This is a genomic window from Halosimplex pelagicum, from assembly GCF_013415905.1.
Lineage (GTDB): Archaea > Halobacteriota > Halobacteria > Halobacteriales > Haloarculaceae > Halosimplex > Halosimplex pelagicum.
Genome location: NZ_CP058909.1, coordinates 4,102,849 through 4,116,646 on the forward strand (window position 1 = coordinate 4,102,849; position 13,798 = coordinate 4,116,646).

12 protein-coding genes are annotated in these 13,798 nt (G+C 68.2%); 4 read left to right on the forward strand and 8 right to left on the reverse strand.

The genetic code is table 11. The annotated features are described in order from the left end of the window. Positions 1 to 61: 61 nt before the first annotated feature. From HZS54_RS20475 to HZS54_RS20485, 3 genes are all read right to left on the reverse strand, one after another. Positions 62 to 1,609 carry an alkaline phosphatase family protein gene (locus HZS54_RS20475; protein ID WP_179918907.1) on the reverse strand — a complete coding sequence of 516 codons (1,548 nt, stop codon included), beginning with the start codon at positions 1,607 to 1,609 and terminating at the stop codon, positions 62 to 64. 114 nt (positions 1,610 to 1,723) lie between these two features. Further along, entirely contained in the window at positions 1,724 to 2,794 is a 1,071-nt protein-coding gene (locus tag HZS54_RS20480) for a lysylphosphatidylglycerol synthase transmembrane domain-containing protein (protein ID WP_179918909.1), read from the reverse strand. Next, on the reverse strand, positions 2,791 to 3,648 hold the full coding sequence (locus HZS54_RS20485) for a polysaccharide deacetylase family protein (protein ID WP_179918911.1): 858 nt from the start codon (positions 3,646 to 3,648) through the stop codon (positions 2,791 to 2,793). Before HZS54_RS20485 ends, HZS54_RS20480 begins: the two co-directional genes overlap by 4 nt. Before the next feature lie 125 nt (positions 3,649 to 3,773). Here HZS54_RS20485 and HZS54_RS20490 point away from each other — a divergent pair, with 125 nt between their 5' ends. Next, positions 3,774 to 4,874, forward strand: a complete 1,101-nt coding sequence (locus tag HZS54_RS20490; RefSeq protein ID WP_179918913.1) for a sulfatase-like hydrolase/transferase — start codon at positions 3,774 to 3,776, stop codon at positions 4,872 to 4,874. Positions 4,875 to 4,928: 54 nt separating this feature from the next. Here HZS54_RS20490 and HZS54_RS20495 read toward each other — a convergent pair whose 3' ends face one another. The 3 genes from HZS54_RS20495 to HZS54_RS20505 form a co-directional block, all read right to left on the reverse strand. Then, the gene (locus HZS54_RS20495; protein WP_179918915.1) at positions 4,929 to 6,338 is read right to left on the reverse strand and encodes an oligosaccharide flippase family protein; all 1,410 of its coding nucleotides are present in this window, start codon (positions 6,336 to 6,338) and stop codon (positions 4,929 to 4,931) included. A 149-nt stretch (positions 6,339 to 6,487) separates the two neighbouring features. Then, positions 6,488 to 7,924: a sulfatase-like hydrolase/transferase gene (locus tag HZS54_RS20500; RefSeq protein WP_179918916.1), complete on the reverse strand. Its 1,437-nt coding sequence runs from the start codon at positions 7,922 to 7,924 to the stop codon at positions 6,488 to 6,490. Between the two features lie 103 nt (positions 7,925 to 8,027). Then, positions 8,028 to 9,080 carry a glycosyltransferase family 4 protein gene (locus HZS54_RS20505; protein ID WP_218927092.1) on the reverse strand — a complete coding sequence of 351 codons (1,053 nt, stop codon included), beginning with the start codon at positions 9,078 to 9,080 and terminating at the stop codon, positions 8,028 to 8,030. A gap of 124 nt (positions 9,081 to 9,204) precedes the next feature. On the opposite strand from HZS54_RS20505, the gene HZS54_RS20510 reads away from it, so the two are divergent. Together HZS54_RS20510 and HZS54_RS20515 are read left to right on the forward strand one after the other, a co-directional pair. Beyond that, entirely contained in the window at positions 9,205 to 10,191 is a 987-nt protein-coding gene (locus HZS54_RS20510) for an alkaline phosphatase family protein (protein ID WP_179918918.1), read from the forward strand. Positions 10,192 to 10,228: 37 nt separating this feature from the next. Then, the gene (locus tag HZS54_RS20515) at positions 10,229 to 11,545 is read left to right on the forward strand and encodes a sulfatase-like hydrolase/transferase (protein ID WP_179918920.1); all 1,317 of its coding nucleotides are present in this window, start codon (positions 10,229 to 10,231) and stop codon (positions 11,543 to 11,545) included. Between the two features lie 34 nt (positions 11,546 to 11,579). Here the strand turns inward: HZS54_RS20515 and HZS54_RS20520 are convergent, their stop codons facing one another. Then, positions 11,580 to 12,488 carry a glycosyltransferase family 2 protein gene (locus HZS54_RS20520; protein WP_179918922.1) on the reverse strand — a complete coding sequence of 303 codons (909 nt, stop codon included), beginning with the start codon at positions 12,486 to 12,488 and terminating at the stop codon, positions 11,580 to 11,582. A gap of 153 nt (positions 12,489 to 12,641) precedes the next feature. Then, positions 12,642 to 13,505, reverse strand: a complete 864-nt coding sequence (locus tag HZS54_RS20525) for a TrmB family transcriptional regulator (RefSeq protein ID WP_179918924.1) — start codon at positions 13,503 to 13,505, stop codon at positions 12,642 to 12,644. 89 nt (positions 13,506 to 13,594) lie between these two features. Here HZS54_RS20525 and HZS54_RS20530 point away from each other — a divergent pair, with 89 nt between their 5' ends. Continuing rightward, complete coding sequence (locus HZS54_RS20530; protein WP_179918926.1) at positions 13,595 to 13,774, forward strand: hypothetical protein; 180 nt, start codon at positions 13,595 to 13,597, stop codon at positions 13,772 to 13,774. Positions 13,775 to 13,798: the final 24 nt, after the last annotated feature.

Consider the following 13,798-nt stretch of genomic DNA (forward strand, 5'->3'; position numbering starts at 1 on the left):
CGGGCTGGTTGCGTATTACTTCGGGGACTCCCCGGGCTCGTCTCGGCCCGCCTCGCTTCGCTCACTCCATGTAACCGAGTTCGGTCAGGCGGTCGGCCACTTCCTCGGAGGGGCCGCCCGCACGGGCGTCCTCGTGGTCGATTGGGGCCTGCGTGCCCACGCCGGGGTCGTCGACGAAGATGTCGAGCACCTCGCCGTCCACGTCGGTCGGGATGTCGACGCCGTGGGCGGCGAGGATCGTCGGCGCGATGTCGCGGATGTCGATCTCGGGGATCTCGCCGCGAGACCGGAAGTCCGGCCCGTCGGCGACGAAGATGCCCGTCGGCGTGTTCTCGGCGGCCCAGCGGTCGGGCTTCGTCTGGACGGCGTCGCCGCCCATCCCGTCGTTGACGTGGACGCCCGGGCGCTGGTCGACGACCACGTCCGGCCCGATGTCGACGTAGGGGCCGTCGTACACCTCCTCGGCGCGGTAGACGCCCGTAAAGAGCGGTTCGCCGCGCTCGTCCGTGACCGCTTCGAGGTCGGCGATGAGGTCCTCGCGGACCGACGCCACGTCGAACCGGGGGTTGAGGTAGATCGGCCCCTGGCCGCTGGCCAGCGCCTTCGTCTGTTCGGGCACGATCAGTTCCATCTTGCGCTCGCGTTTTGCCCCCGCGCTCTGGGGGACGAGTTCCTGAACGCTCTCGGGGATCGTCTTCGCGAGGACGTCGACGATCCCGAAGCGCTTGGCCACGTCCAGCGCGTTCTCACGGGTGAGCCCCACCCGCTGGAAGTAGTCCTCGACGCCGCTCGCACGGGTAAGATAGCCGTTCTCGGCCAGCCACTCGTTGACGTAGAACTCCGTCGTCGTCGCCGCCGCGCCGTGGTCGGACATGATCACGAGGTTGGTGTCCGGCAGGTCGGCCAGCTCGCTGAGCCACTCGTCGACTAGCTGCCAGGCCCGTTTCGTGGGTTCCTCGTCCCAGAAGAAGTGATGCAGCACGTTCAGGTAGAACAGCGTGACGTGCGTGAACTCCAAGTCTTCCTCCAGAAAGAGGTCGCGGGCGACTTCGAGGCGGAGGTCGAGCAGACGGAGGATCTCGTCGACCTCGGCGCCGCGCTCGTCGTTCGACGAGAGGAGGGGGTCGGGGTGGACCTGGTAGTCGTAGTACTCGGTGAGCGCCCGCTCGAACTCGGGCGGGAACGTGTAGCCGGTGTCGAGCGAGCGATACTCGCCTTCGACGGCGTCGGGCCCCCCCGAGACCACGTACCCGTCGACCTCCCGCGGGGGGTACATCGAGGGCATGTTGACGACGGCCGCGCGCTGGCCGTCGGCGTTGAGGTAGTCCCACAGCTCGGCGGTCCTGAAATCGCGTCCACCCATGATATCGATGCGCTCGTCGGCCAGGTCGATGCGTTCCCACCAGTAGACGCTGTGCTTGCCGGGGTTCTTCCCCGACGAATAGCACTTCCAGTTCGGATAGGTGACCGGGGGGAGACAGCTCCGGTTGGTCGCGTACGTACCGGACTCGCGGAGGGCCGCCAAGTTGGGGAGGTACCCGTCGTCGATCCAGGGCTCGATGAGGCGCCAGGCGGCGCCGTCGAGCCCGACAACGAAGGTCCGCGTCATTATCGAAACGCCGCAAGGCCACGGGAAATACGTTTCGTTCGTCCAGACGGTAGGCATTCCATAGCGGCGCCACGCGGTCGCTGGACCGACTCCGATCCGGGGGGTCGGTACCGGCTATCCATCCCCTTGCTCGCCCTGAACGAGCAGGTCCGCGAAGTCGAGGTTCGCGGCCGGAAGCCAGCCCAGCACCGCGGGGAGATAGACACCGAAGGTGCGGTCGAGGAGGACGACGACCGGCGCGAGCTCCGGCGCGACGCCGAGGGCGACGAGGACGGCCGTCGCCGAAGCCTCCGCGACGCCGACCCCGCCGGGCGTCAGCGGCAGGACGGTCACGCTGTAGGCCGTGACGAGCACGACCGGAAGGAGGGCGGCGGGCGCGAACTCCCCCCCGAGGCCCGTGAGCACCAGCCAGACGCGCAGCCCGGGAAACACCATCAGCGTCCCCACCCACCCGAGCGCGTACGGCCCGACCACGGACGGTTTCGCGGAGAGCCGTCGGAAGACGCCGGCCGAATCGGCGGTGAACGACGGGAGCGCGCCCGCGACGCCCGCGAGGCGGTCGCCGACCCGCGGGACTCGGCCGAGGAGGCCGCCCAGCCGACTCGCCAGGCGGCCGGCCGCGTTCATCCGCCGGCCCGCGAGCAGGACGAGCGCACCGGCGACGAGATAGAGGGCGGTCGACAGCAGGATGACGACCAGCCAACCGCCGCCCAGGCGCGGGGCGAACAGGCCGAGGCCGGCTAGCGCCACCAGCCCGTAGAGCGCGGCGTAGAGACCGGTGTTGAGGCCGGCGACGCTGACCGCCTCGGCCCAGTCGGCCCCCGTGTAGTGGCGGACGACCAGCGGCGCGACCGAGTGGCCCGACGCCTTCGACGGGACGACGTGGTTGACGAATTTGATCACCAAGTCGACGCTGGCGGTCGTCCGCAGCGTCGTCGGCGCGAGCCCGTTCAACAGCGCGTGCCACATCGCGAACCGCGAGCCGAACTCCGCCGCGGTGATCGCCAGAACGCCCGCGACCACGACGGCGTCGAGCGTCGCGAGTTCGGCGCGCGTGGTCGACCAGTCGACCCCGCGAGCGACGTACCAGAACGCCCCGGCCGCGACGAGCCACTGCAGCGCCGAGAGGACGGTGCGACGGGGGTCCCGTCCGGCACTCGAGTCGTCGCCGCCGCTCACGTTCACTCACGCCCCTCGGACGGGGCCGATCCGGGCGATACGACGCTGTCCGCGAGTTCCCGCACGGTGACGAACTCGAACGACTCGTCGAGGATCCGTCGCACCGCTCGCCGCATGTACGCGCCCGTCCGGACGTACACCCGTTTCGGCACCCCCTCGACCGCGGGGAGGTCGACGAGTTCCCAAGGGTGGACGTACAGCACCGGCGGGACGCCGCGGCGGGCGAGCAGACGCATCCCGAGTATCGTGTACTCGACGCCGAAAAACCGGATCCAGGTCCCCGTCAGCGGCAGGCGCAGACGTGGCATCACCGCGACCGGCACCTCCGCGAGGTCGGCGGGCGCGGCCGGATCGACGGCGTTCGCCCGCGTCGGTCGCTCGGCGTCGAACTCGCCGCCGTACCAGCCGGGGATCGACCGACACGGGACGATGCTCGAATCGTACTCGTAGCCCAGGTCCGCCAGCGTCCGGAAGTGACCCGGTCCGAGGTCGAACGAGGGGGCGCGGAAGCCGGTGACGGGGCTCCCTATCACCTCGGAGAGGCGCTCCTTCGAGCGGACGAGCTCGTCGCGGCGCTCGGGTCCGTCGAGTTCGGAGAGATGCCGGTGAGTATGAGTGTGGGAGGCGACCTCGTGCCCTTCTGCCGCGACGCGTTCGACGACGGCCGGATGCTCGTCGGCGATCTCGCCGACGGTGAAGAACGTGCCCGACGCGTCTGCGTCGGCGAAGGCGTCGAGGAGGGCCGTGACGCCGCCGAGGCCCACCGCTGGCCGGTCGGTGACGCCGCGGGCGCCGCGGTAGGCCGGCAGATGGGTGAAAAACTCGAAGTCGACGGAGAGGGCGGCACGTGGCTGTGACATCGGCGACGGTCTCTGCGTCCCGCTACACCCCCGGCCCACTTGGATGGTGCGGGTCGGTCGCCGGACGCCGTCCCGATGGCGGCGACCAAAAACGTCATCCCGACGCTGGGCGAGTACGCGAACGAATGGACGATATCGTCTTCGTCACCGCCGACTCGGTGCGGGCCGACTACGTCGACGAGATGGAGTTCGTCTCCTCGTTCGACGTGGCGACCGGGATAACGGCCGCCCAGTACACGCGGCCGAGTCTGGCGAGCATCCACGCGTCCAGTTACGAGTCGGTCCTGACGGGGCGTGTGAACGAGCCGACGCTCGCCGGGGCGCTCTCGGACGCCGGCTACACCTGTCTGGGGTGCTCGCCGAACCCCAACACCGACGCCACGTTCGGGTTCGCCGAGGGGTTCGACCGCTACGACAGCTTCATCGAGCCCGGCAACCGCGGCAGCGGCCTCCGGCAGTACCTCGCCAACTTCGACCTACTGCGGCGGATCTACTACAAGTTCTACCCGCCCCACGCCAAGAGCGAGAACCGACCGCGGGACCGGGAGGTCGTCGACCAGGCCGTCGAGTGGTTCAACGCCGCCGAAGGCCCCCGGTTCCTGTGGGTCCACCTCATGGAGACCCACCGCCCCTACGGCGCCGGCGACGACGCCGTCTCCGAGGAGCTGGACCAGAAGGCCTTCTTCAAGCCCGAGCAGCTCACCGACGCCGAAGAGGCCGAGATCGAGCGCAAGTACCGCCGGTCGCTCGACCGCGCCGACGAGAACATCCGGCACCTGCTGGCGGAGATCGACAGCGACGACCCGAAGTTCGTCTTCACCGCCGACCACGGCGAGGGGTTCGGCGACGAGGGCTACTACTTCCACCAGCCCCAGCTCCGCCGCGTCGACGACTGCCTCGTCGAGGTCCCGGTCGTCTTCGACGGGATCGACGCCGAGGGGCCGCTCAGTTTGCTCGATCTGACGCCGACCATCGCCGCCAGCGCCGGCGCCGACGTGGCCGACGGCTGGGACGGCAACGACCTGCTGGAGACGACGACCGACTACACCATCACGATCGCGCCGTGGCACGAACGGGCGACCGTGCTCTGGCAGGACTTCGAGCGCCGGCTGGTCAGCCGCGACGCTCGCGTCACCTTCGAGCACCGCGAGACCGAAACCGGGGTCGAAGACGAGGTGCCCGAGGAGCTACAGGGGCAGCTCCGGGACCTGGGCTACGTGGAGTAGACCCGAGCCGGCGCCGCTCGCTGGCCCTCGCCGGTCCCTTCTCGGCCGGGCCCGTCAGTCGAGGTCGGCGAGCGCGCGGAGCTTCCCGCGGATGGGGGCCGAGATCACCACGAGCACGGCGCCGTAGACGGCAGCGCCGACGGCGACGAGCGCGATCGTCACGTACAGCGGGTTGGGCGTCGCCGGTCGGACCGTCCAGACGACGGCGGCCATGACCGCGCTGGCGAACACCTGGTGGCCGATCGCCCGGTAGGGGACCCGGATGGCGCCGACTTTCCGGGTCAGGAGTCTCCAGCCGAGGACGACGTAGACGACGGTCGACAGGAGGGTCGCGGCGGCGGCGCCGTACCAGCCGTACAGGTAGACGAGGACGACGTTGAGGACGAAGTTCGTCGAGAAGAACACGGCGTTGATCCGGAAGGCGAGTTCGGGGTAGTCGAGCCCGTTGAGCGCCCCGATGAACTGACCGCCGAAGGCGTGGAACAGCCGAGCGCCGATGAGGATGACGAGGATGGTGCCGCCGGTCGCGAACTCGGCGCTGTACACCTGCAGCAGCTCCGAGCCGAGGACGGCGGCGCCGAACCCGCCCGGGATGAGGAAGACGCCGCTGAACAGCATCGCGTCGGTGACCAGTTCCCGCGCCTTCTCGAAGTCGCCGCGGCTGCCCAGATCGCTCAGCTGCGGGAACAGCGTCGTCGCGATGGACTTGCTCGCGAGCGTGAGAAACGAGGCGAGCGTCCACGAGGCGGTGTAGATGCCGACGAGGCCGTCCCCGACGAACACCCCGAGGACGAGGATGTCCATCCAGTTGAGCGCGAGCCCCTTCAGGTTGCCCAGCCAGGAGTACTGAGCGAACGTCCGCAGCTCCGTCAGGTCCGAGCGCGTCGGGATCGCGAGCCTGTCGCGCAGCAGGAACAGGCCGATCAGCGCGAAGGCGAACAGCGAGAGGATGTGCCCGTAGACGAGCCCGAGCACCATCGCGCCGCCGAGGACGACGAACGCCACCTGACCGCCGAGTCGGAGCACCTGCTCGGCGGTCCCGAGCCACCCCGAGACGGCCACCCGCTTGTCGCCGACGAACCCGCTCTTGACGAGGTCGAACGCCATGTTGATCGCCACGAGCGCGACGAGCAGCAGCGCGGCGTCGACGCCGAGGAAGTCGTTGACCGGCCCCTGCAGGACGGAGACGGCCAGCCCGACGACGACCCCGTACCCGAGGACGACGAGCAGCCCCGCCGAGAAGTGCCCGACCGTGCGCTCGTCCTCAGACATCCGCTTGGAGACGGCGCTGGTCATGCTGTCGCCGGGCAGTTTCACCCAGAACAGCAGCGCGAGGAACTGCGAGTAGACGCCCAGCCCCGCCGCGCCGAAGTACCGGGCCGCGAACAGGGTCGTCCCGAACCCCGCGAGCGACCGAACCACCTGTGCGAGGAAGTGCAGGACGGCGGTTCGACCGTGTTGCATGATCCGGCTAAATATCGCCGTCGCGGGTAAAAGATGCGGTTCGGTTCGCGTCCCGTCGGGCGCGGACCCCGTCCGGGCGACCCCGGCGCCCGGCGCTACGTCGGGAGCAGCGACCGTCACCCGGCGCTACGTCGGAACGGCGCCCGGCGCTATCGGAGATACCCGAGGTCGGACAGCCGGTCCTCGACGTCGCCGGTCATGTCCCGGTCGGCGGCCGAGCCGACTTTCACGCCCGTCTCCCGGAGGCCGTCGAACACCGCCGCGACCTCGCCGCCGTCCGTGTCGGCCCGTCGCTCGACCGTCTGGGCGTCGGGGACCAGGAACTCCCCGGCGTCGTCGCCCCGCCGGGCGTACTTGACGACCCCCTCGTCGGTCGTCCGGTAGACCGCCCGCCAGGGGCCGAAATAGCGCTCGCGCTCGGCCGGCGGCAGGTCGAGCTCGTCGCCCGGCGGGCGGATCCGGTAGGTCGAGCTGACGACGGGCCCCTCGGGGACGAACGCCGCCGCGGCGTCCTCGCCGTCGAGGGCGGCCTCGACGGCCGCGGGGAACTGCGTCAGCGACGCGGCCTCGGCGACCCGCTCGCCGCCTCCCTCGCCGGGCGTCGAGACGACCAGCGGCACGTGGGTCAACCGCTCGTCGATCCCCCAGCTGTGGTGTCGCAGCCGCACCTCCGGGACGAGGTCGCTGCGCTCGCCGAACCCCTCGCCGTGGTCGCTCGTCACCACCACGAGCGTGTCGTCGAGGGCGTCCCGCTCGCGGAGGGACTCGACCAGTCGCTCGACGGCGGCGTCGGCCTGGCGGATCGTCCCGTCGTAGAGCCCCTCCAGGCCCTGCAGGTACGGCCAGAACTCGTCGGTGAACGCCTCGGGCGACTCGCCGCCGTCACCGCGGCCGTGACCGCCGACCGCGTGGCCGTCGCTCCAGCGGTCGAACTCCTCGTGGGGGACGAACGGCGTGTGCGTGTCCATCAGGTTCAGGCAGGCCGCCCACGGCCCGCTCCGGTCGTCGAGCCACGACTCGAACTCGTCGACGTAGACGTTCGCGTCCTCCGCGTCCGGGTCCTGACTCCCGCCCCGCGAGGAGAGCTTCTCGTAGACGCCGTTCAGGAACGAACGGACCGGCCGCTCGTGGTCGAGGGCGAGCCGGGCGAACTCCGCCGGCGCGAGGTTCCCCTCCACGTCGTTGGGCGCGAGCGCGCCCTCGAAGAGGTGGGACTTCGTGCGCTTGGGCCCGACGCAGGTGTCGAACGCGTCGCCGAGGTTCGAGGTCTCGGTGACGATGACGTTCGGCGTAAAAAAGCCCGTCTCGTAGCCGTGGTCGGTGCCGAGGCGGTGCCAGATCGTCGCCTCCGGCCGCAGGAAGTCCTTGTGTTCGGTGACCTCGTGTTCCTCGACGTGGTAGCCGCTGAAGATGCTCGCGTGGCTCGCGATGCTGTGGATGCTCGGCGCCCGCGCCTGGTCGAAGACGGTCGCTTCGGCGGCGAACTGCGAGAGGAACGGCGTGGTCTCGTTGTCGTGGGCGTAGAGACTACAGTTTCTCGCCCGAGTGCTGTCGAGTATGACAAGCAGCACGTTGGGGTCATCCATTGCTTACCAGGTCGCTTGCGCGTACCAGCGCTTATATCACGCGGTTCACAGGGTGACGGAAGTCGCTTCGACCCCACTCTCGAACCGGACCGGCTCGCGCCGGTCAGCGTCTGCGGGCCAGTTCCTCGTACACGTCTAGATGAGTCTCGAGCGCGCTGTCGATCGTCAGTGTCATCCCGTCGAACACCTCGTGGCCCCGTTCGACTTGCGTTCGATAGAAATCCGGGTCCGACGCCAGCTCACGGACGGTTTCGAGGACTGCTTCCGGGGTCCGATCGGACCAAACGTACGGCTTCTGGTCTTCGAACACGTCGAGGATATCGCCTTTCGCAGTCGAGATCATCGGCGTCCCACAGGCGATAGACTCCAAGCCGACGTTCGATGTCCTGTCGAACTTTCGGGGTGCGACGGTCACATCCGCGAGGTTGTAGTACTCGGGTAGCGACTTGTTGTCGACGAACCCCTCGTATGTGAGGTCGTCCCGATCGCGGAAGGTGTCCGCCATTGGCCCGTCGCCGGCGACGACGAACCTGATATCCCCGTCGTCGGCGGACAGACGCGCCATCTCGTCGACGATGTGCGCGCCCTGTCCCTCGGTGAGCTTACCGACGTAGAGCACGACCGTCTCGTCGTCGGATATATCGCGCGCCCGCCGTAACTCGCGGATCCGTTCACCGTCGTAGGGATGGAACAGGTCGGTATCGATAGTGGCCGTACAGACCTCGGTGTCGTATCCCGTTTCGTCCCAGATCGTGTCACTCTCGAGCACTTTGATCTTCACGTCGATCCCGAGCAACCGGCCGAGATACCGGTGGAACGGCGTGGGCTGGATCCCAGGTCCGATTCCCCCCACTAACGATCCTCGGTAGACAAGGCGAACGAACAGAACCTGATAGACGTTGATCGGGACGTGAACGACATCGGCATCGGCGAACTCCCGCCGTGCGAGACGGAGCATAGAGAGCGGATCCGTGATCGAGACGGCGTGGACCCGGGCCGGACCTCTGACCTTCTCGGGCTCGTGAGTCAGGACGACCACCTCGTGGTCGGTCTCCGTCGCGACCGCATCGATGATATCGGCGGCCCGCGTCCGCGGACCGGTGCCAGAGAGAAGATAACAGAAGTACCCGATCTTCATGGACGACAGCAGTTCCATAGCGGTCAAAAGTTTTCTCATTGTGACCCCTTCCCCGATCGAGGGCGATCGCGCGCCGGTCGTGAGGTAAGAGCGCCTCGTCGAAGCCGATGTATTTTTGTTTTAGCGATCTAATACAAGGCCAATGACGGTCGTCGCGCTCGGTATCGATGCGCTGGATCCGGAGCTCGTCGATTCCGAGGCGCACGGGAACCTCACGCTCGCCGCTCATCGCTCGATCGAAACCATCGAGAGTGTCGCCGGTGAGCCCAGCACCCACGAACTCTGGCCGACTATCATCACGGGCCTCCCGCCGTCGGAGCACGGGCTCGAACTCGGCGACGACGGCGTCTCATGGGGCAACCCGCTATTGAACGCCGGGAGTCGCGTCGCGGACTTCGTGATTCCCGACGGCCTCCAGACCCGTATTGGCGCGTGGCTGCTGACCAATACCGACACCGACGCCTTCCGGACGCCGGCTACCTATTACGCTGAAAACGGCCTCACCACCGTCTTCGACGGACGGGAGGCGATACCGATCGGAGTCCCGAACTACGTGGTCGACCCGGACAGCGAGGACCGGGAACACGCCCTCAGGCGGAGTCTGGGGGACCTGTTCGAGCGCGACCCGGAGGCGACCGGCGGACACACCTCCTCGGATCCCGAGACGTTCTACGAGCAGTGCATGGAGATGGCGATGATACGGGTGGCAAGAGCGCGGCGGGCCTACCGCGGTGGCCGGTACGAGCTGGTGTTCGCGTACACCAGCGGACTCGACCTGATCGGGCACGTCACCTACGACCGTCCAGCCCTCCAGCGGGCCGCCTACAACGAGATCGACGACTTCGTCGGCGAACTCCGCGCGGACCTCGGGGCGGACGACGAACTCCTGCTGATCAGCGACCATGGCCTGCAGGACGGCGTCCACACACACGAGGCGATGGTAGCAGCAACCGACGAATCGCTCGTCGAGCAGATAGCGAGCGTCGTGGACGTGCGAGCGGCCATCGAGTCAGAACTCGACGGCACCGACCACTCGGGGGCACCGACGCATCGCACGGCGAGCGGTGAGGGCGGAGACGTCGGCGGTGACCGCGTCAAAGAGCAGCTCGAAGACCTAGGGTACATGTAAATATGAATTGTATATGACAAACGTCGCACTTGTGGTGATGGATACATTGCGGAAGGACTCGTTCGACGAGCACTTCGAGTGGCTGCCGGGCGCGAGATACGAGAACGCCTGGTCGCCGGGCGGGTGGACCGTCCCAGTCCACGCGACGTTGTTCGGCGGCCGCTATTCGAGCGAGCTGGGCGTGTACGCCAAGACCACGGCGCTCGACTGCGAGAAGACGGTCCTCGCCGAGCACCTCTCGCGGGCCGGCTACACGACCCGCGGGTTCAGCGCGAACGCGAACATCGCCGACGCCTTTCAGTTCACGCGCGGGTTCGACGAGTTCCACCACAGCTGGCGGGGCCGACGGCGCGACCCCGACATCGTCGACTGGGCGGAGTTCATCTCGGAGACCCGCGGCGAGGGGCCGACGCGCTTTCTCAAGGCGGTCAGGCGCTGTTTCGACGACGACGTCGACACCGTCGAGTCGCTGAAGTTCGGCGTCAGGATGAAGTCCCGGGACCTAGGGATCGCCTCGATCGCCGGCTCGGACGACGGCGCCAGCGAGGTGCTCGACCTCGTCGAGTCGACCGATTTCGGCGACGAGGAGTTCCTCTTCGTGAACCTGATGGAGGCCCACGGGCCGTACAACGCCCCGGAGGGGTACCGGACCGTCGACGTCTCGGCCAACCCCAGCTTCGAGGAGACGGTCGGCGACGGGCCCGAGGCGGACCCGGCAGACGTGCGCCAGGCCTACGAGGACTGCGTCCGGTACCTCTCGGATGTCTACCGGGACATCTTCGCGGCGCTGCGCGAGGAATTCGACGTGGTCGTGACGCTGTCGGACCACGGGGAGATGTTCGGCGAGGACGGCGTCTGGGGGCACAACCACGGGCTCTACCCCGTGCTGACCCACGTGCCGCTGACCGTCTGGGACGGCGGCGACGCGACCGAGACCCGCGAGGAGACGGTGGGGCTGCTCGACGTCTACCGGACGGTGCTGTCGGCGGCCGGCGTCGACGACGACGAGGCGCGGGGGCGCGACCTGCGCGCCGACCGCGGGTCGCGCTCGTACCTCGCCGAGCGCCACGGCCTGCGCGCCGAGCGGATCTCACACCTCCGAAACCAGGGGTGCGACGAGGCGACGGTCGAGCGATACAATGCGCCGCTCAACGGCGCGGTCGTCGAGGACGGGTCCTACGGCTGCGAGACGCTCGACGGGTTCCGGACGTGGGACGGCGGCGACGAGGCGGCGATACGGGCGGCCATCGACGACATCGTCGACTCGCTGGTCGTCAGGGACGTGGACCTGGGCGAGGACCAGGACCTCCCGAGCGACGTGGAAGAGCGGCTGTCGGAACTCGGCTACGTGTAGCGCCGTGGATTCGGTCGGAGCCGTCGGCGGTGTTCTACAGCGGCGGCCGGCCCTGTAGCTTGCGGACGAACTGTCGCGCGTCGGTGACTCTCGCCTGCAGTTCGACGGGGAGCCGCGTTATCGCCCGCTTGGCGAGTAGTTCGGCGACGCGGCCGTCCGAAGGGAGCCGGTCCTGTGTCTCCAGCCACTCGAGCTGGCCGTAGACGATCTGGCGGTATCGCCACTTGTCGAGAAAGTACTCGCGGGCGTCCATCAGCCGTTCGCGCTTGTTTCGGTTGGCGGTGTAGGAGCTCCCGCCTCCCGGGTAGTGTGGAAACTGCACCGCCGGACAGCAGCCGAATCGCCAGTCGGTCCGGCGCTTGTGGCCGACATAGAAGTCGAGGTGGGGCTTGCCCTGCTGGAGCTGCGGGTCCCAGGCGTACTCCTCGACGCACTCGCGGCGGAAGGCCGCGACGTTCTGGAGGAAGTCAAACTCGACGAGCGGTTGACCCGCCACGAGGTCGGCTTCCTTGCCCCGGATGTCTCGGACGAGAATGTCACCCCGCTCGTAGAGGTCGTGGCAAGTCCCGCGGAGCCCATCGTGTTCGAATAGTAGCCCGCAGACACCACCGAACTCGGGGCGCGCCCGGAGCTGGTCGACGAGGGTCGTCACGTTCTCCGGTACCGTGTGGTCGCTGTCGGCGATGACGAGGTAGTCCTCGTCAAGCCGGTCGACGATGCTCCGGCGGCAGTTCCCCAACCCGGAGTCGTACTCGACATCGATGGCGACGAGGTCGAATTCGAAGTCGGTGTCGTAAAGCTCCCGCCGTTCGTCAATGTGCCCGTTGTCCGCGACATAGATGGTGTCGATGGGGACGGATTCGGCCGATTCGAGGAGGTTCCGGAGCTTCTCGGTCCGCTCGTAGACCGGAACGCCGAGGGCGACCGACTCGTCTGCGATCATTGGACTCGACTCACCGTAATCAGGGGTCAGTTCCGAGGGACTCCTCATGAAGATTCCCTTTCGCCGCGGTGTCAGTTCGACGGAGCTCGCCGCTGCCTCCGTTAGTAGTCTTCCGATGTCGTAGCTGCTGGCGGCTATCTCCGGCGCGTCCACTCACCCTACGTCCGGGTACGCGTTGTCGCTCTCGTGGTCCCAGATGAGGTCGAAGTAGCGCTTCAGGCCGGCGACGAACGAGGCGTTGTCGGTGATCGCGGCCTGGCGCATGTGGTTGGGCACGTCCTCCTCCTCGACGAGGAGGATGGCCGAGCCGGTCTCGTAGTCGAGGCTCGGGTCGGCGACGTTGCCGCGGAAGGGGAGCTTCCCGGTGGAGAAACGGATCTCGACCGAGGGGTAGTCCTCGCGGATCCGCTCGACGATCCCCCGCTGGATGGCGGGCTCGTCGCGCGGGTCCGTCGAGAGGAACTCCGGGACGAGCATCACGACGGAGATCTCGACGCCCCGGTCGAGGGCGTCGGCGAAGGCGGGCTCGACGGAGTCGAAGTACTCGAAGCTCTTGGTGACGACGTTGACCTCGTCGGTGGCGTCGTGGTAGAGCCGCCGCGTCTCGCGCTCGCTGGGTTCGCCCACGTCGACGACGTGGAACAGCTCCTCGGTGGGCGTCACGTCCTCGCTCGCCCGCTCGTAGCGGGGCCGGAACTCCGCGAGGAACTCCTCGCGCAGGTCGTCGATCGCGGCGGCGAAGGTCTCGTAGTCCTGGCGGTGGTTCTCGACGGCGCGGTCGAGGATCGCCTCGGGGGGTTTGGGCTGGTACTCCTTGGGCCGCCCCGGGATGACCTCGACGAACCCGCGGTCCGACAGCGACTCGAGGACGCCGTAGATCCGCGCCTTCGGGATGTCCGTCGCCTCCGCGAGGTTCGGTGCCGTCGTCTTCCCGAGCGAGAGCAGCTCCCGCAGCGCCGTCTCCTCGTACTCGGTCAACCCCAGCCGGTCGAAGACCGCGCTCCCCTCGCCGCTCATGTTACCCCTGCGTTCGCCGCCCGGGCTTAAAACGCCCCCGAAAGGTACTTACCCCTCGCCGTCGTGAGTTACTCACAAGTTGAGTAACTATGGTCGAGCTCGATAACGCGGACGGCGACGCGGCCGACGCTGGCACGGACGACAACCGGGTCGACGAGGAGTCGGTCGGGGCCGAGGCCCGCGAGGACGCCCACCTCGACGACGTGGCCGACGGCTGTGGCTGCACCGAGATCTGGGAACACCTGAGCGAGGAGCGCGCCGACGACTGACCGCCGAGCGCCGTCCGCGGCGTC